General features: G+C 62.1%; 16 protein-coding genes and 1 pseudogene. 6 read left to right on the top strand and 11 right to left on the bottom strand.

All coding sequences use genetic code 11. The features are described 5' to 3' along the window. Positions 1-6 precede the first annotated feature (6 nt). The 4 genes from RAK07_RS09630 to RAK07_RS09615 all read right to left on the bottom strand — a co-directional run bounded on the left by RAK07_RS09630 (position 7) and on the right by RAK07_RS09615 (position 4,058). Positions 7-867, bottom strand: a complete 861-nt coding sequence (locus RAK07_RS09630) for a hemolysin family protein (protein ID WP_305733504.1) — start codon at positions 865-867, stop codon at positions 7-9. Between the two features lie 16 nt (positions 868-883). Further along, positions 884-1,285, bottom strand: a complete 402-nt coding sequence (gene ybeY, locus RAK07_RS09625; protein ID WP_309550369.1) for an rRNA maturation RNase YbeY — start codon at positions 1,283-1,285, stop codon at positions 884-886. Further along, a complete protein-coding gene (locus tag RAK07_RS09620) occupies positions 1,254-3,653 on the bottom strand; it encodes an HD family phosphohydrolase (RefSeq protein ID WP_305732619.1) in 2,400 nt (799 codons plus the stop codon). The genes ybeY and RAK07_RS09620 overlap by 32 nt, the downstream gene beginning before the upstream one ends. 123 nt (positions 3,654-3,776) lie before the next feature. Next, on the bottom strand, positions 3,777-4,058 hold the full coding sequence (locus tag RAK07_RS09615) for a DUF503 domain-containing protein (RefSeq protein ID WP_305732618.1): 282 nt from the start codon (positions 4,056-4,058) through the stop codon (positions 3,777-3,779). Between the two features lie 149 nt (positions 4,059-4,207). Here RAK07_RS09615 and RAK07_RS09610 point away from each other — a divergent pair, with 149 nt between their 5' ends. From RAK07_RS09610 to RAK07_RS09590, 6 genes and pseudogenes are all read left to right on the top strand, one after another. Beyond that, the gene (locus tag RAK07_RS09610) at positions 4,208-5,497 is read left to right on the top strand and encodes a DUF4403 family protein (protein WP_305732617.1); all 1,290 of its coding nucleotides are present in this window, start codon (positions 4,208-4,210) and stop codon (positions 5,495-5,497) included. 86 nt (positions 5,498-5,583) lie between these two features. Further along, positions 5,584-5,655 (top strand): annotated as a pseudogene (locus RAK07_RS14065) (type II toxin-antitoxin system CcdA family antitoxin); the annotation flags it as partial. Further along, positions 5,655-5,813, top strand: coding sequence for a CcdB family protein (locus RAK07_RS09605; RefSeq protein ID WP_305732616.1), 159 nt, complete (start codon positions 5,655-5,657; stop codon positions 5,811-5,813). The pseudogene RAK07_RS14065 and the gene RAK07_RS09605, both read left to right, overlap by 1 nt. 32 nt (positions 5,814-5,845) lie before the next feature. Next, positions 5,846-5,968, top strand: a complete 123-nt coding sequence (locus RAK07_RS09600; RefSeq protein ID WP_305732615.1) for a CcdB family protein — start codon at positions 5,846-5,848, stop codon at positions 5,966-5,968. A gap of 38 nt (positions 5,969-6,006) precedes the next feature. After that, positions 6,007-8,784, top strand: coding sequence for a DNA polymerase I (polA, locus tag RAK07_RS09595; protein WP_305732614.1), 2,778 nt, complete (start codon positions 6,007-6,009; stop codon positions 8,782-8,784). A 14-nt stretch (positions 8,785-8,798) separates the two neighbouring features. After that, the gene (locus tag RAK07_RS09590; RefSeq protein WP_305732613.1) at positions 8,799-9,563 is read left to right on the top strand and encodes an undecaprenyl-diphosphate phosphatase; all 765 of its coding nucleotides are present in this window, start codon (positions 8,799-8,801) and stop codon (positions 9,561-9,563) included. A 155-nt stretch (positions 9,564-9,718) separates the two neighbouring features. Here the strand turns inward: RAK07_RS09590 and RAK07_RS09585 are convergent, their stop codons facing one another. The 7 genes from RAK07_RS09585 to RAK07_RS09555 form a co-directional block, all read right to left on the bottom strand. Further along, positions 9,719-10,513, bottom strand: a complete 795-nt coding sequence (locus RAK07_RS09585) for an ABC transporter permease (protein ID WP_305732612.1) — start codon at positions 10,511-10,513, stop codon at positions 9,719-9,721. Next, the gene (locus tag RAK07_RS09580; RefSeq protein WP_305732611.1) at positions 10,513-11,259 is read right to left on the bottom strand and encodes an ABC transporter ATP-binding protein; all 747 of its coding nucleotides are present in this window, start codon (positions 11,257-11,259) and stop codon (positions 10,513-10,515) included. Before RAK07_RS09580 ends, RAK07_RS09585 begins: the two co-directional genes overlap by 1 nt. Positions 11,260-11,363: 104 nt before the next feature. After that, positions 11,364-12,803: a multiheme c-type cytochrome gene (locus RAK07_RS09575; protein ID WP_305732610.1), complete on the bottom strand. Its 1,440-nt coding sequence runs from the start codon at positions 12,801-12,803 to the stop codon at positions 11,364-11,366. A gap of 116 nt (positions 12,804-12,919) precedes the next feature. Continuing rightward, positions 12,920-14,281, bottom strand: a complete 1,362-nt coding sequence (locus RAK07_RS09570; RefSeq protein ID WP_305732609.1) for an ATP-binding protein — start codon at positions 14,279-14,281, stop codon at positions 12,920-12,922. Next, on the bottom strand, positions 14,265-14,963 hold the full coding sequence (locus RAK07_RS09565) for a response regulator (protein WP_305732608.1): 699 nt from the start codon (positions 14,961-14,963) through the stop codon (positions 14,265-14,267). The genes RAK07_RS09570 and RAK07_RS09565 overlap by 17 nt, the downstream gene beginning before the upstream one ends. Positions 14,964-15,116: 153 nt before the next feature. Continuing rightward, a complete protein-coding gene (locus tag RAK07_RS09560; protein WP_305732607.1) occupies positions 15,117-16,496 on the bottom strand; it encodes a TRAP transporter large permease in 1,380 nt (459 codons plus the stop codon). Continuing rightward, the gene (locus tag RAK07_RS09555; protein ID WP_305732606.1) at positions 16,493-17,164 is read right to left on the bottom strand and encodes a TRAP transporter small permease; all 672 of its coding nucleotides are present in this window, start codon (positions 17,162-17,164) and stop codon (positions 16,493-16,495) included. Before RAK07_RS09555 ends, RAK07_RS09560 begins: the two co-directional genes overlap by 4 nt. Positions 17,165-17,206: the final 42 nt, after the last annotated feature.

Genomic DNA, 17,206 nt, shown 5'->3' with positions numbered 1-17,206 from the left:
GTTTCTTCACGATTCGTGGTGATCCGTAAGTGGTGGTATGCGACGTATCCTGACTTTCTTGACCCTCCGGGGGTCGGCGTCAAGCACTTCGATGGTCAATCCCGCACCGGCAATGACAGTGCCGGTGGCGGGAATGCCGCCGGCCAGATGGGTGGCCAGTCCCCCGACGGTATCGAACTGATCCCGCTCAATGGCCATGCCGAACCGTTCCTCCAGCTCTTCCACCGGCAGTCGGGCATCGGCCGTCAGTGCCCCGTCCGGTTCGACGCTGTACAGCTCCTGTTCAACATCGTATTCGTCCTGGATGTCGCCCACGATCTGCTCCAGCAGATCCTCGATGGTGACCAGGCCGGAGGTGCCGCCGTACTCGTCGATAACGATGGCCAGGTGTACCCGCTTTTTACGGAACTCCTGCAGCAGCTCTTCCAGGTTCTTGGTTTCCGGGGTAAAGAACGGCTGGCGCAGCAAGTTGCGGATACTGATCCGCTCCGGCTCCATTCCCCAGCATTTGAGCAGGTCCTTGGCGTAGAGCAGGCCGATGATATTGTCCAGGGTCCCCTCAAAGACCGGCAGGCGGGAATGGCCGCAGGCGATGATGGCGTCCAGGGTTTCCCGGATGGAAGCATCCACCGAGATGGCGGCCATGGCGGTACGGGGGACCATGATCTCCCGCACCACGGTGGAATCCAGGTCAAAGATGGCCCGGATCATCTCCCGTTCCTCTTCTCCCACGACGCCGTCTTCCTCGCCCACCACGATCAGATCCCGGATATCCTCTTCGGTCACCTTGCGGCGTCCGGATACCAGGCGGCTCATCATTTCCAGCAACCCGCCGCTTCTTCGTCGACTGTTCCCGTCCTCCACGATGCTCCTCTCCCCTTGATTACCGTTCCGGAAGGGCAGTCAGCCCTTCCTGCTGCAGCAGCTTCCAGAGCTGCTGCTCCTTGCGCGCCATGCGCCGTGCTTCCTCCTCGCCGCTGCGTTCGTGATCGTAACCGCAGAGGTGCAACGTGCCGTGCAGCAAAAGGAACAACAGGCGTTCGTAGCCGCTCATGCCGCTTGCCGCGGCTTCCCGCGCCGCGGTATCGGCCGAAATTACCACGTCCCCCAGCAGGCCGCCGGCCAGGTCGCCGAACTCCCCTTCACGCAGGGAAAAGGAAATGACGTTGGTGGCGCGGTCCTTGCCGAGGTACTCCCGGTTCAGGCGGCGGATGGTATGGTCGCCGACAATGGAGACCGACAGCCCGGTCCCCTCAGGACATCCCAAGGCGCTTAAGATTCTCACTGCCGTCGCCCTGATGGCCCTGGCTGGAGCCGGATGGCGGCGCTGGTTGTTCCGTACCATGATCTGCATGGGGTTTCTTGCCTCCGATCCCGCCCTTGTGTACCGGTTCGGGATAATCGATGCGGTGGTGGAAAATGGCTCCAAGGATACGGTTGAAGCTCTTGGCGATCTCGTGCAGATTCTTCAGGGTCAGTTCGCACTCGTCCAGCTGGCCGTCGGTGAAGATCCGGTTGATCAGCTTCTGCACCATCCCCTGAATACGGTCCGGCGTGGGGTTGACCAGGGTGCGCGAAGCGGCCTCCACCGCGTCGGCCAGCATGACCAGCCCGGCTTCGCGGGTCTGGGGCTTGGGGCCGGGATAGTGGAAGTCCTGTTCCTCCACCGCCAGGCCGGTGGCTTCGGACTGACTCTTGGCCTTTTCGTAGAAGAATTTGATCAGGGTGGTGCCGTGGTGCTGGCGGATCACGTCGATGATCGGGCGTCCCAGCCGTTGCGCCCGGGCGAGGGCCTCCCCTTCCTTGACGTGGGAGATCAGGATCAGGGCCGACATGTGCGGGGAGAGCTTATCGTGGCGGTTTTCCCCCCCCTGCATGTTCTCGATGAAGTAGAGCGGCTTGGCCACCTTGCCGATGTCGTGATAGTAGGCGGCAACCCGCGCCAGCAACGGGTTGGCGCCGATGGCCTCGGCAGCCGCCTCCACCAGGTTGCCCACCACCACGCTGTGATGGTAGGTGCCCGGCGCCTTCACCATCAGGTCCCGCAGGAGCGGCGAGTTGAGGTTGGCCAGCTCCAGCAGCTTGATGTTGGTGGTGTAGTGGAAGAGCGACTCGAACAGCGGAATAAAGGCCGACACCAGCATGGCGGAGAGCAGCGCGCCGATCAGGGCGAACGCGGCCACATACAGGGTCTGAACGGTGAACAGCGCACCGGTCATGGTCTGGAAGCAGAGTCCCATGGCCAGGTTGACCACCGCCAGCTTGCTACCGGCGGTGTAGATGGTGCTGCGGTCCTGGCACTGGCGCACGCCGTGGGCTCCCACCACACTGCCCAGCAGGGCGTAAATCACCACGAACATGTTGCTGTTGAACAGGATGCCCAGAAGCGGCGCCATCATCACGCAGTAGACCAGCGCCACCTCCGAATTGAGCAGAATCCGCACCACCATGGCACCGGCAGCAAAGGGGAACAGGTAATAATAGGAGGCGGCGGAGACTGCCGGGAAGGCGGCACCGATGTTGGCGGTGATCAGCAGGGCCAGCTTGAAGATGAAGAAGCTGCCCAGAATCATGATGGCGATGGCCAAAATGTCCCGGTTGGTGGGGTTGAACTTGCGGATGTTCCTACAGGCGAAGCGGTAGGGGAAGTAGAACAGCACCAGCACCAGGCCGAATATCCCCAGCGCCGTGTACAGGGTACCCTCGCCACGGCTGGCCTGGTAGATCATCGTCAGTTTCTGGGCCTGTTCGGGGCCGACCCGTTCGCCGACACGGACGATCATTTCTCCCTTCTGGATGCGGTACAGCACCGGTTTTACGGCGTTAATCGCCGCATTCTTGCGGGCCTCGCTGGCATCCTGGTTGAAGAAGAGATTGGGCTTCATCATCCGGGCCACCACGCCCAGGATGTGGTAGCCGCCCCCGTTGCCGCCGGTTCCGGCCAGGCGGCCAGCCTGTACCATGCGACGGGCTTCGGCGATTTCGGTCGCCGCATCGCCGGTGCCGACGGTCCCCAGGAACCGGCCGGCCAGGTCGCGCAGCTCGATTCCCCGTTGCCGGTCGGAGCCGAATACCTTGGCATCGAGGATGATCCGACGCTGGTAGAGGGCGGTCAGACGCTTGCGCAGATCGGCCAGTAGCGCCTCGTCATTGCGCACCCGCAGAAGCGCCTGCAGTTCGACTTCCGACAGCCGTACTTCCAACATCGGCTCCAGCATGGCACGCAGTTCGGCCTGGCTGGCTCCCGGCTGTTCGCTGCGCAGCCGGCGCAGCGCGGTCAACGCCTTGGCAACGGCGTCGGTCACGGTCGAGGCGGTGGTATCGCTGACGGTATACACCAGAGGCGCGCTGTTGGCCGCCTCCTGGCGCAGCTGGCCGGTCAGCTGACGGTCTTCCAGCAGATAATCCTGGCTGGCGCGGATATCGGAGGTGGCGATCTCCCCCGGCAGGTAGCGTGCCGTGGTCAGGTGCTGGCTGGGCATCAGGATCAGGGTCAGCAGGGCGGCGGTGACCAGCAGCAGCAGTATGCGATTGCGTCGGGCCGTTTCCGGATTCGAAAACCGGCGATCCACCGCTTCCAGCAGCTTGGAGCCCAGCTTGTGCAGATAATTCCGGGGAGAGTGGTCCGGGATATGATGGTGGGGGTCGGGCATGGGCCGTCAGGGTGTGCGGAAATTTCCGTATGTGATGGGTGCTGTGATTTTCATGACATGAGCGGCGAGTATACCGGTGATCGCCGCGAACTGTCAATTGTCCATAGTCGTCGCCAGAACCGGCTACAATTCCGTGATCTGCGAAGCGGTGATCTCCACGTCGGGCCAGCCGTCGTAAACCCAGTCTTCAAGACGTTCCAGGGTGCCGCGGGCAACGGTCCTGTCCGGGCTCACCGTCACGAACCCCAGCACGGCGACGGAACAGGCATCCTGCCGGTCCACCTCGGCGCAGGACACATTGAAGCGGTTGCGACAACGTCCCAGGATGCTCTTGACGATACCGCGTTTCTCCTTCAGGGAGTCAGCGGCAAGGGACAGGTGCAGTTCGAGGCAGTAGATGAACATGGCTGGTTCCGTTTGCGTGGTATGCACCCATTTCATACGCCGGAGGAGGGCGCTGTCAAGCCGCTTTTTCCTTTGCTGTTGAAGCGGGGCGATGCTGTGGGCTACTATGCGGCAGAGAACAGGATTAAGTCCACGGAAGGAATTCATTCATGCTGCGCCATCTTCTCATGCTTTTCATCATGCTGACATTTTGCACCGTATCGGCCGCCGCCGCTCTACCGCCATCGTCCATCAATCTGAGTGTCGAGACCTCGGCCGCCGATCTTGCCGCCATCATGAACCAATCCCTGCCCACTGAGCTGTACAAGGGGCAAGGGGGGCTTGGTACCTCGGTCACGGTGCTGCGCACCGGTCCGGTGGCGGTGGCGGCCGCCGACAACTTTATCCACGTGACCCTGCCGGTGCAGGTAACCTTCAGGTACGGTTTCTACGAAAGCTACCCGTTGCGGGCCGGGCTGCGCTTCAAGGCCAGGGTACAGGTTGCGCCGGACTGGCGTCTGAAGACCGAGCTGTACTACACCGGTCTTTCGGACAATCTGGCCGATACGCTCAAGCTCGGGCCGCTCTCCGTAAATCCCAAAGCCCTGATGGAAGGGATCACCCAGCCGGTGCAGCGGCTGCTGGCCCCGATCATCGACGGCAAAGTCAACGATGCGGTGCAGCTGCGGGCCAAGGTCGCCCCCCTCTGGCAGAACGCCTTTGCCCCCACCCTGGTCAGCAAGGAGTTCAGCACCTGGCTGAGACTGACCCCGGAACGGGTGGTGATGAGTCCGCTCCTGGCCACGGACAACCGGATCAGGCTGGCCGTCGGCGTCATCACCGGGGCCGAGATCACGGTGGGACCGAAACCGGCGGCCGTTCCGCCGCGCCCCTTGCCGCCGGTGCAGCAGCAGGCCGCCTTTGACAAAACCTTCCATATCCAACTCGGCGCCGACATCTTCTTTAATGATCTGGTCACGGCGCTGAACCCGGTGCTGCTGGACAAGACCTTTGGCGAGGACAAGAAAATCACGGTAAAGAAGTTCAACCTGCAGGGGGATGGCGGCCGTCTGGTGGTGAACCTGACCGCCACCGGCGATTTCGACGGTGAGCTGACGGTGCTGGCCAAACCGGTCTACAACCGCCAGACCAACACCCTGACCTTTGAAGAAGTGGATTTTGACACCAGAAACGCCGGCTGGCTGATCAGCGCCGGCAGCTGGCTGTTCAGCAGCGCCATCCGCAGCACCATCAAGGAAAAGCTGGACAGCGCCGTGGCCGAGCAGGTGGAGAAAACCCGTCTGAAAGCCTCCACGGCGCTGTCGTCCATCCAGCTTGCCGAGCGGGTCAGGCTCTCCGGCACCGTCACGTCCCTCTCCCTCGGCGAGGCAACGGTACAACAGGACCGCCTGTCGGTGCAGGTGGTTGCCCAGGGGGAGGCCGGTGTTATTCTGAAGTGACCGCATAAGCTTTCCTAAACGGAAGACCTGTTAAAAGTAGGGCTTTCTGGCATTATTAACCTCCAGGAGGGCATGCGGAAAACCGGGAGGCTGTTGCGAGCTGCAACCGGCGCGTTGCGGCGGACGGGGTTTTCTGTGACGGTGTGCGGAGGTTCTGATGGCGCAGTTTGATCTTTACCGCACCCCCAATCCCGAGACCAGCGAGGCGATACCCTACCTGCTTGATGTTCAGGCCGATCTTCTGCACAATCTTTGTACCGAGGGTGGTTGTCCCGCTCTACACGGCAACGGCGTCGGGCAAAGCGGCAGTGCTTGAACCCGGTGTTCTCCTTTGGACAAGAAGCCTTGGTGCTGTCAACGGCAGAGCTGGCCGGTTTCGCGGTCGGCAGCCTGGGAGAGCGTGTCGGCACTCTCAAGGAGCACCGGCAAGAGATCATTGCCGTCCTTGATTTTCTGTTTACCGGCTTCTGATCTGCACACACAACCACTACAACGGACACGGACACCCCATGAACACCACCCTCTACCTGATCGACGGTTCTTCCTATCTCTACCGGGCCTATTTCGCCATCAAGCGGCTGTCGTCCCCCAGCGGTTTTCCCACCAACGCCATCTACGGTTTTACGCAGATGTTGTTGAAGTTGCTGAAGGATTACAAGCCGGAGCATCTGGCCATGGTGTTCGACGTGGGGCGGGTCACGTTCCGCACCGAGCTGTACCCGGCCTACAAGGCCAACCGCGAGGAGATGCCTGCCGACCTGCGCCAGCAACTGGAGCCGATCCGCGATCTGGTGCGGGCCTTTAATATCCCGGTGGTGGAACTGGCCGGGTACGAGGCCGACGACCTGATCGGCACCCTGGCGGCCCGCTGGGAGGCTTCCGGCGGCACGGTGGTGGTGGTGACCGGCGACAAGGATCTGATGCAGATCGTCACCGGCCGGACCACACTGCTGGACACCATGAAGAACACGGCCTCGGATATCCCCCAGGTGCAGGAGCGTTTCGGGGTGGGGCCGGAAAAGGTGATCGATATCCTGGGGCTTGCCGGGGACAGTTCGGACAACATCCCCGGCGTGCCGGGGATCGGCGAGAAGACCGCCATCAAGCTGATCCAGCAGTTCGGATCGCTGGATGCCCTGCTGGAGCGGGCCGCTGAGGTGCCGGGCAAGACCGGCGAAAAACTGCGGGAGTTTGCCGAGCAGGCCCGGTTGTCGCGACGGCTCGCCACCATCGTGCGGGATGTGCCCTATGACCTGAACCCCGAAGAACTGGCGGCCCGGGAGCCGGACACGGCCCGGCTGCACGAGCTCTTTTCGGAGTACGGTTTTTTCAGCCTGATCAAGGAGCTGACCGCCCGGGCCACGCTGCAGAGCGACCGCTACCACTGCGTGCAGACACCGGAGCAACTGGAGCGTCTGGTCACGAGACTGGAGGAGGCGCCCGCCTTTGCCTTTGATACCGAGACCACCGGCCTGGACCCCCGCACCGCCTCCCTGGTGGGGATATCCATCGCCCTTGAACCCCACGAAGCCTTCTACATCCCGGTGGGACACCGCTCACCCCTCCCCGCCTCTCCCCCTCCTGGGGAGGGAGATCTGTTCGCATTTTCCGAACAACGGAATGATGACGCAGACTCCTCCCCCCAGCGGGGGGAGGTTGGGAGGGGGGGAGGCCTGAGTCCCGGCCAGCTTTCCCGTGACCTGGTGCTGGACCGCCTGCGTCCGGTTTTTGGCAACCCGTCCGTCCGCAAGGTGGGACAGAACCTGAAGTTCGACCTGCAGGTGCTGGACACCGCCGGTATCGAGGTGCAGGGGAGCTGGTGCGACACCATGCTCTGCTCCTATCTCCTCAACCCGTCGCGGGGCGGGCACGGTCTGGATGCCCTGGCCCAGGAGCACCTGAATCACCGGATGATCTCCTACGACGAGGTGACCGGCACCGGCAGGAACCGGATCAACTTCAGCGAGGTGGGGCTTGAGGAGGCAACCCGTTACGCCTGCGAGGATGCCGACGTTACTTGGCTTATACACGAAAAGCTGTTGCCCATGGTGCGGGAGGCGGGACAGGAGGAGCTGCTCTTCGGGCTGGAAATGCCGCTGATGGCGATTCTTACCCGGATGGAACGCTACGGGGTGCTGCTGGACCGGGAATTCCTGGGGCGGCTCTCCGAAGATTTCGGCAGCCAGATGGCCCGGCTGGAAACGCAAATCCACGAACTGGCGGGTGGCCCGTTTAACCTCAATTCCCCCAAGCAGTTGGGGGAGGTACTGTTCGAGAAGCTGGGGCTGGCTACGGCCAAGAAGACCAAGGGGAAAACCGGCTGGTCCACGGACAACGAGGTGCTGACCAGCCTGGCGGAAGAGCATGAGATTCCCCGGCTGCTGCTGGAATACCGGGGGCTGGCCAAGCTGAAATCCACCTACGCCGATGCCCTGGTCCGTTTGGCCGACGACAGCGGCCGGGTACATACCTCCTACAACCAGGCGGTCACGTCCACCGGCCGCCTCTCCTCCTCGGACCCCAATCTGCAGAACATCCCGATCCGCACCGAAGAGGGCCGCCGCATCCGGGAGGCGTTCATTGCGCCTGCGGGCAGCGTCATCCTGGCGGCCGACTACTCCCAGGTGGAACTGCGGGTGCTGGCCCACTTGTCCTCGGACCCGGTCTTCTGTCAGGCATTCGGCAATGACGAGGACATCCATACCCGCACCGCCAGCGAGATTTTCGGCCTGTTCCCGGAGATGGTCACCAGCGAGATGCGGCGCCAGGCCAAGACCATCAACTTCGGGGTGATCTACGGTCAGGGGGCCTTTTCCCTGGCCAAGCAGCTGGGGGTGGCCCGGAACGTGGCGGAGAAGTTCATTGCCGCCTACAAGGAGCGCCACAGCGGTGCCATGGGGTTCCTGGACCGCTGCGTGCAGCAGGCCCGGGAACAGGGGTACGTCACCACCATCCTGGGGCGCAAACTGCCCATTGCCGACATCGCCAGCGCGAACCACAACCTGCGTTCCTTTGCGGAACGCAACGCCATCAACTACCCGATCCAGGGGTCGGCGGCGGATATCATCAAGCAGGCCATGCTGGGGGTGGAGCGGGCCATTGCTGCGGAGGGTCTGCAGAGCCGCCTGATCATGCAGGTGCATGACGAGCTGGTCTTCGAGGTGCCGGAAGGGGAGCTCGCGGCAATGAAGGTACTGGTTGAGCGGGAGATGTCGCAGGCGGTGCCGCTGCAGGTGCCGCTGAAAGTGGATATGAACTTTGGAAAAAACTGGAGTGAAGCTCATTAACAAGGAGATGATTTGTGACATTTCTTGACGCATTCGTGCTGGGGGTGGTGGAGGGATTGAGCGAGTTCCTGCCGATTTCGTCCACCGGCCATCTGATCCTGGCGTCGGCGCTGATGAAACTGCAGCAGACCGACGGACACAAGGTGTTCGAAGTGACCATTCAGCTGGGGGCCATGCTGGCGGTGCTGTTCATCTACTGCAAACGGCTGGTGGCCAACCCCGAACTGCTGAAGAAGCTGGCCGTGGCCTTTCTGCCCACCGGCACCATCGGCTTTCTGCTGTACAAACTGGTCAAGTCACTGTTCGTGCCGTCACTGGTCAGCTACATGCTGATTCTGGGCGGGGTTGCCTTCATCCTGATCGAATGGTTCCTGAAACGGCATCCGGCATCGGTGGAGGAGGTACAGAATATCTCCTACGGTCAGGCCTTTCTGATCGGCCTGGTGCAATGTCTTTCCATGGTTCCCGGCGTCTCCCGCTCCGGGGCCACCATCATGGGGGGCCTGCTGTGCGGCCTGAGCCGCACCGCCGCCGCCGAGTTTTCCTTTCTGCTGGCCCTGCCCACCATGCTGGCGGCCACGGCCTACGACATCTACAAGAACCACGCCGTCTTCCAGGCGTCCGACCTGCAGAACATCGCTGTCGGCTTCGTCACCTCCTTCATTTTCGCCGTAATAAGCATCAAGTGGCTGCTGCGCTTCGTCACCAGCCACACCTTTGTTTCCTTCGGCATCTACCGGATCGCGGTGGGAGTGCTGTTTTTGCTCTTTCTGTTCTGACCGCGAGGCTGGCGATACCGGCACGGGGAATTATCCGGTGCCAGTTCAAGGATGATAGCAAGGCGGCGAGGAGGTCGGCGACGCAGGTGTACACGCAGTACATCGAGGAGCCCAAGACGAGCCAACGAAGATAGTGCCTTGAAATGGAATCAGAATTACAGCAGCTCCCGCTCTTTCAACTGATGGGCCGAAGTGAAGTACTGGCGGTGCCCCTGGAGCAGGATCATGAACGAAGTAACCGCCACGGCGGCGGTGATGGCGCACATGATGGCGATCTGGTAGCGTACCGCCAGGATCGGGGCGGTGCCGGAGAGGATCTGGCCGGTCATCATGCCGGGCAGTGAAACGATGCCGGTGGCGGCCATGGTGTTGACGGTGGGCATCAGCGCGGCCCGGAAGGCGGACCGCACGGCGTTTTCCGCCGCCTGGCGGGACGAGGCTCCCAGGCAGAGGGCGGTTTCGATCTCGTCCCGCCGCTCATGCAGCTCCGATGAAAGCCGCTCGGCGGCCAGACTGGCGCCGTTCATGGAGTTGCCCACGATCATGCCGGCAAGAGGGATCAGGTAGCGGGGATCGTACCATGGGGTGTACCCCACCACCAGGGCACAGAAGACGAAGGTGACCCCGCCGCAACCCGCCAGCAGTGAGCTGCCGACGATCCGGTAAAAGCGGGGCATCCGGTGCTGCACCCGCGAACCCAGCACCTGCAGCGAGAAGAGCGCCATCACCAGCAGCATCAGCAGCACCAGCCCGGGGTTGCGGACGGCAAAGACGACGTGCAGCAGGTAGCCCACGGCGATCAGTTGCACCACCATGCGCAACGAGGCCCGGATCATCTGCCATTCCTGGCCGATCCGCTCCAGCCGGACCAAGCCTGCGGCCAGCAGGATCAGACCGTAGGCCAGCAGCAGTTCCGTCAGTCCCAGGCTCACCAGGTGTGTTGTTTCCATCACTCCTCCTCATCCGCCGGATCGTCGAGAAACCGCCGCAGCTCACCGGTGCGCGGGTGGGTCAGCAGTGCCGCCGCCGGACCATCCTCAAGAATGCACCCTTTTTCCAGATAGAGCAGATGATCGGCGTTCCGCCGGGCCAGGCGCAGGTCATGGGTGACCATGATCACGGTCAGCTGACGGGTGTGACAGATATCGTGCAGGGTGCTGCCGAGGCGGTCGGCGGTGGGGCGGTCCAGCGCGCTGGTCGGTTCGTCAAGCAACAGTGCTTCGGGACCGGTAATCAGGGCACGGGCCACGTTGACCCGTTGTTGTTCGCCGATGGAGAGGGAACGGGCGTCGCGCTGCAGCAGGTCGGGGGAGAGGCGAACCAGGGCCATCAGCTCTGTCAGCGTATCACTATCGCCGTCCGGCGGCACCTCCCGCCGGTAGCGAAAGGGACGCTGCAGATTCTCCAGCACTGTCCCGTCGAACATGAACGGCTTCTGCAGCACCATGGACACCCGGCGGCGCAGTTCCAGGGGATCGATGGCGGCAATGGAGCGGTCCCGCAGGAAGATGGTGCCGGCGGTGGGGTCACTCATCCGGTTCAGCAGGCGAATCAACGTGCTCTTGCCGCTGCCGGAGGGGCCAACGATGGCGGTGATTTCTCCGGGGCGGGCGGTAAAAGAGATGCCGTGCAGGATGCGGACAGTGGTCCCCTCCCGGTTTGTGCGTACCACTTCAAGCTGCTCAGCACGTAGCATGACGTTATCCCGCCCGATCACGTTTTCTCGATGTATACCACAGAAACGACCAAAAGGCCGCTCCTGGAGAAGCGGCCTTTTAGCGGCGGTTCATCTGCCGGGTGTTACATTTCCCAGGGCTTGGCGCCCACTTTGACGGTCATCCCCTTCTTCTCGCAGGTTGCCTTTTCCCAGGGCCAGATGGCGGACCAGTCGGCCTCTTTCTTGGCGTCGCCATCCTTCTTCAGGGCCCAGTGGTACTGGGACGGCTTGAGGCCATAGGAACGGCCCTGCTCATCAAAGTTGAAGATGTGCTGATTGTTGGCGTTGCGGCCGTACTCGGTGCCCCAGTTGGGGTACCCCGCCTTTTCCCAGCCCTTGCGGCCATCCAGAACCTTCAGCACGGCCTCGGCCTGACCCTTGTGGCAGGCGGCGCAGGTTTCGACCTTGGATTTCTTCAGGCGCGGGTTCTGCGTGTTGTTACCGATGCTATGCGAGTCGTGGCAGTCGAAACAGGCCATTTGTGCATGAACGCTGTGGGCGCCCTTGATGGTGACGGAAAGCTGAATATCCATATCCATCTGATGGTCGCGGCGCCCCTTGCCGTCGATGGATACCTGACGGTTGCCCTTGCCCCATGCCGGACGGGTATAGGAGGCGAAGTCCTGGTAGCGGTCGCCCAGACGGTAACCGCGCAGATCCTGGGCCAGCGGACTGTGGTTGTTCTTGTCGGGGCGTGTGTGACACTGACCGCAGACCATTTGACGTGCGGCAACATCGGTGATTTTTGCCGGTTGAATGATGTTTTCCTTGCTTGGACTCTTTACATGCACGCCACCGGGGCCGTGACACATTTCACAGCTTACGCGCAGGTCGGCAACAAAGGTGTCCTTCAGGTCGGCGCGTTTGCCGGCTTTGAATTCCGCCTTGGCCGTGTCCCAGGCTTTGGCATCGAATCCGGTGGTGTGGCAGCCGATGCAGCGCTCTTGCCATGAACGGTACTCGCCGTAGTTGTTCTTGTTCAGCTCACCGGCTTTCGGCTTCATTTCCAGTACCAGGAATTTCCAGCCGGCACGGTCCTTGTTGCCGGGGAACTGAACGGTTGTGCTCTTGTCGATGCTCCAGGAGATACCGCCGTCCTTGGTGGTCTGGAGCCACGCCTCGGTGGGGGAGCCGTCATAGTAGGCCAGGTAGCGCTGTTTGCGAATCTGGCCAACCACATAGCCGACCTCTTCCGGCTTGATCTTCCTGGTCATGACGTAGTTGGTGTTCTTGTCCTTCTGGTCCAGGATCAGGTAGGTGTCCAGCTTGTCCCAGTCCTTGCGAACCCACTCGTAGATGTTCTTCTCGTTCTGCTTGCCCAGTGCCGGCCCCTGGGTTGCCTTCAGGGTATGCCAGGTGGTTTTCCATGTGGCGTGGATGTCGCCGTGGCACTCCTTGCAGGCGTCGCCACCAACGTAGGTGGCGCGGTGCGCGATCTCCGCCTGTTGTGCCGTGGGATACTGAGCCGCCAGTGCGGGCAGGGCGGTCAGGATCAGGGCTGCTGCCATTACGGTCCGGTACATGCTGTTCCTCCTCTGGTGTTCGAGCTTCGGAGCTGCCGAAAATTGAATTGAATTCGTGCATCCCTTTGTAACAAAGGCGGTGAGGGGGGACAACTGACGCTTTCCTGACATTCCCGTCAGGATCGGGAGCCGGGAAAACTGATCCGGAAGCATGCGCCACCTGATGGGGCATCCAGCAGGGTGATGGTGCCGCCGTGGACTTCGACGGCGGTTTTGGCGATGGCGAGTCCCAGGCCGGTACCGCCGTTCGTGCGGGCCCGCCCGGCGTCGAGACGATAGAAGCGGTTGAAGATCCGCTCCTTCTCCTCATCCGGAATGCCGGGACCGCAATCGACGAAGTCCAGCAGCGTCTCGCCCTGTTCGTTACGGAACAGGGCGATGGTGATATCACCCCGCTGCGGTGAATACTTGATGGCATTGTCCAGCAGGTTGAGAAAGGCGCGCCGGAGCACGCCGGGATCGGCGGCAATGGTCAGGTCGGTATTGCGGAGATAGTGCAGCCTCTGGCTTTTTTCCTCAGCCAGCACGCCGAGGAAGTCGACAACGTCAGCCACCAGCTCGCCGACATCCACCGGTTGCCGCTCAAGGGCCTGACTGTCGGCGCGGCTGAGTATCAGCAGCGCTTCCACGGTTTGTACCAGCCGATCGGTTTCCTCAAGGATACTGCCGATGGTTTCGTGGCAGTCCAGCGCGCCGGGTTGCTGTTGCAGGGCGGTTTCGCCGATGCTGCGGATGGCGGTCAGCGGGGTGCGCAGCTCGTGGGAAGCGTCGGCGGTGAAACGCCGCAGCCGTTCGAAAGACTCCTCCAGGCGTGTGAAGGTCTGGTTGAAGACCACGGCCAGCCGGCTCAGTTCGTTGTCACTGCCGTCCACCGGCAACCGGGCCGACAGGTTTTCCGCCGAAATATCTGCTGCCCGTTGGGTGATGGCCGTGATGGGAGCCAGTACCCGGCCGGCGATCAGGTAGCCCACCGCCAGAGAGCCTGCGATGGAGACCGGCAGGATCAGCAGGATGATCAGGCCCAGGGTCCGCAGGGTGCGGCGGTAGGTTCCCTCTTCATGGGCAACCGTGATCAGGTACTGGAGCTGGTCTTCCTGTTCCTGGCGGCTGATGATGCGGAAGGGTTTGTTGTCGGCGTTGATGACGGAAACCGGCTCCGGAGACGAAGCCATAGCGGGCCGTTGATACTGCAGACCGCTTTCGAGCCACTCGTTGGACGAGACCAGCGTCCGGCCGTTTTTTTGTACCCGGAAATAATGGACGGAGCCGAAACGGGCCAGCTTTTCCAGCCCGGCGGGGTCGCGGCGCAGGTATTCGACAACCGTGGCCAGATCCTTGCGCAGGTGGTTGTCGATCTGGCTGAAGAGCAGTTTCTGCACAAAGTAGTAGACACCGGCCGAAAAGAGCACCACCGTCGCCACCAGGGCGGCGCCGTAGAGCAGCGTGAAGCGCAGGCGGATGTTAGTGGGCCGGTTCATGGGCCTCCCGCACCGTTGCCATGAAGCCGACGCCACGGATGGTGCGGATCAGTTTGCGGGCAAAGGGGCCGTCCACCTTGCGGCGCAGGCGGGCGATATTGACGTCGATCACGTTGTCCAGCGGGGTGGAACGCTCCTTGACCTTCCAGATGTCGTGGGCCAGCATCTCGCGGGAGACCACGTGTTCCTGGTGCCGCAGCAGATATTCCAGCAGCTCGAACTCCCGTTGGGTCAGGTCCAGGAGCTGTCCGTCCCGGAGCGCCTGGTGGGTGGAGAGGTTCAGCTCGAGGTCGGCCAGGGATACCTGTCCCATCGGCTCAGGTCTGCCCCGACGCAACAGCAGCCGGATGCGGGCCAAAAGCTCCGGAAAGGCGAAGGGCTTGACCAGGTAGTCGTCGGCGCCGCTGTCCAACCCCAGTACCCGGTCTTCAACCGTGTCGCGACCGGTCAGCACCAGCACCGGCAGGGTGTACCCCTTGTCGCGGATGGTGGTGAGAATCTCCAGCCCGTCCCGTCCCGGCAGCATCAGGTCCAGGAGCAGGAGGTTGAAGAACTCGGTGCTCAGGCAGTAGAATCCCTCCTCGCCGGTGACAGCCGTCACCGCTTCGTACCCTTCCGCTTCCAGCCCCCGCTTCAGGGCCTCGGCTATTTTCTGCTCGTCTTCAATAATCAGAATACGCATCGCTGGCTCTCCGGCATCGATCGGGCGTGGGGCGTTTGTAACAGGATCGGATGGCGGACGCAACTGACCTCTTTCTGACGGATGTGTCAGAAATGCAGCGGGCCTGTCCGTTGGACAGGCCCGCTGATGGAGTGGGGGTATGGCTTGTGGCTGCTACTTGTAGAGCAGGTTGGGCAGCCAGAGGGAGATGGCGGGGATGTAGGTAATGATGGTGAGGTAAACCAGCATCACCAGAATCCAAGGCAAACAGGCTTTGGTGGTCTCGGTCAGTCCCAGCCGTGATATGCCGCTGGCAACGTAGAGGTTCAGGCCCACCGGCGGGGTGATCATGCCGATCTCCATGTTGACGGTCATCAGCACCCCCAGGTGGATCGGATCGATGCCCAGCTCCATGGCCACCGGGAAGAGCAGCGGCGCGGTAATCAGCAGGATGGAGGAGGGCTCCATGAAGTTGCCGGCCGCCAGCAGCAGGATATTGACGAAGATCAGGAACGTGACGGATGAGAGTCCCAGTCCCACCATCCAGGCGGTGAGGTTCTGGGGCACCTGTTCGGAGGTGAGCAGGAAGGAGAAGAGCACGGCGTTGGTGATGATGTAGAGCAGCATTGCGGACATGCTGGCCGAGGAAAGCAGCACCTTGGGGATGTCCTTCAGCCCCAGGTCGCGGTAGACGAAGACCGAGACGAAGAAGGCGTAGACTGCGCTCATGGCGGCCGCCTCGGTGGGGGTGAACAGGCCGGAGTAGATACCGCCGATGACCACCACGATCAGGAACAGCCCCCAGAAACTCTCCCGGAAGGATCGGATAACCTCGCCAACCGAAGCACGGGGCTGGCAGGGGTAGTTGCGCTTTTTGGCCACTACCCAGGTGACGCCCATTAAGGTCGCTGCCAGGAGCAGGCCGGGGATGATGCCGGCGATGAACAGCTTGCCGATGGATTCGTTCACCGACACCGCATAAATGACCATGACGATGGAGGGGGGGATCAGGATCCCCAGGCCGCCGGCGGTGCCGATGACGCCGACGCCGAACTTCATCGGGTAGCCTTGCTTGACCATGGCCGGCAACAGGATGGAGCCGATGGCCACCACGGTGGCGGGGCTGGAGCCGGATACCGCGGCAAACAGGGCGCAGGCCACCACACCACCCAGGGCCAGTCCGCCGCGGAAATGTCCCACCAGTGCGGTGGCGAAGTTGATCATCCGCTTGGCCACGCCGCCGTGGGTCAGGAAGTTGCCGGCCAGGATGAAGAAGGGGATGGCCATGATCTCGAACTTCTCGATGCCGGTGAAGAGCTTTAACGCTACTGCCTCGGTGGGGACGTTGGAGAAGAAGAAGAGAAAGACCAAGACGGTCAGGCCCAGGGAGATGGAGATCGGCATGCCGGTCAGCATCAGGCCGGCCAGCAGCGCAAAGACGATACCGGCATGCCCCAGGGAGCCCAGACCGAACAATACGACGGCTATGCCGGCAAGTATAATAGCGGCTTTTTTCTTGGTCAGTTGCTGAAGTCCGATTACGGCGGTACTCATTTCACACCTCCCCTGGTCGCCTCGTCTGCAAATTTATGCTCCTCGTACTCTTCCAGGGCGTCGGTGGAGTCCACGGTCTCCTCTTCGATGCCTTCCACGTGGCCGTGGTCGTGATGGGGCAGCTCACCGGTGCGGAAGAACGCCCAGCCCACTTGCAGGAAACGGAAGCACATCAGGAACGACCCCAGGGGGACGGCGGAATAGATGATCCAAGTGGGCCACTCAAGATCCGGCGTGATGGGCCCTTCAATGATTTCCGAAACATCCATCCCCAGCTTGCTGTAGACGGCGTAATGCATGCCGTTCTCCCAGACAAAGGCGGCTCCCAGGGCGCCGATGATGCCGGTGAAGAGCGCACCGCCGGTAATCCCCAGCAGCACGCACTTTATCCGCCATGGCTCCGGCAGGCGGGTGACCAGTACGTCCACGCCGACATGGATGCCGGTGCGGACGCCGTAGGCAGCGCCGAACTTGGCCATCCAGACGAACATGTAGATACAGAGCTCCTGGGCCCAGCTCAGGTTGATGCCCAGCAGCCAGTCCTGCAGGCCGGGGATCGGCAGGCCGGCGGTGTAGCGATGGAGAACGGCAGCAAAGATGATCAGTGTTGCCGTACCGATGAGGAAGGCGATGACGATCTCCTCCAAACGGTCAAGGTATTTCATCATTGGATATCTCCCGGGGATAGTCGCAAAAAAGGCCGCTGCGGA

Origin of the sequence: Trichlorobacter ammonificans, from assembly GCF_933509905.1 — a bacterium.
Taxonomy (GTDB): domain Bacteria; phylum Desulfobacterota; class Desulfuromonadia; order Geobacterales; family Pseudopelobacteraceae; genus Trichlorobacter; species Trichlorobacter ammonificans.
The sequence above is the reverse complement of the archived record's forward strand: the minus strand, read 5'-3'. Positions and strand labels throughout refer to the sequence as shown.

Bases quoted from the DNA above. Each gene is read 5' to 3' on its own strand.
- RAK07_RS09620 (WP_305732619.1), bottom strand. From the start codon at position 3,653: ATGCCCGACCCCCACCATCATATCCCGGACCACTCTCCCCGGAATTAT.
- RAK07_RS09615 (WP_305732618.1), bottom strand. From the start codon at position 4,058: ATGTTCATCTACTGCCTCGAACTGCACCTGTCCCTTGCCGCTGACTCC.
- RAK07_RS09610 (WP_305732617.1), top strand. From the start codon at position 4,208: ATGCTGCGCCATCTTCTCATGCTTTTCATCATGCTGACATTTTGCACC.
- RAK07_RS09605 (WP_305732616.1), top strand. From the start codon at position 5,655: ATGGCGCAGTTTGATCTTTACCGCACCCCCAATCCCGAGACCAGCGAG.
- polA (WP_305732614.1), top strand. From the start codon at position 6,007: ATGAACACCACCCTCTACCTGATCGACGGTTCTTCCTATCTCTACCGG.
- RAK07_RS09585 (WP_305732612.1), bottom strand. From the start codon at position 10,513: ATGGAAACAACACACCTGGTGAGCCTGGGACTGACGGAACTGCTGCTG.
- RAK07_RS09580 (WP_305732611.1), bottom strand. From the start codon at position 11,259: ATGCTACGTGCTGAGCAGCTTGAAGTGGTACGCACAAACCGGGAGGGG.
- RAK07_RS09575 (WP_305732610.1), bottom strand. From the start codon at position 12,803: ATGTACCGGACCGTAATGGCAGCAGCCCTGATCCTGACCGCCCTGCCC.
- RAK07_RS09570 (WP_305732609.1), bottom strand. From the start codon at position 14,281: ATGAACCGGCCCACTAACATCCGCCTGCGCTTCACGCTGCTCTACGGC.
- RAK07_RS09565 (WP_305732608.1), bottom strand. From the start codon at position 14,963: ATGCGTATTCTGATTATTGAAGACGAGCAGAAAATAGCCGAGGCCCTG.
- RAK07_RS09560 (WP_305732607.1), bottom strand. From the start codon at position 16,496: ATGAGTACCGCCGTAATCGGACTTCAGCAACTGACCAAGAAAAAAGCC.
- RAK07_RS09555 (WP_305732606.1), bottom strand. From the start codon at position 17,164: ATGATGAAATACCTTGACCGTTTGGAGGAGATCGTCATCGCCTTCCTC.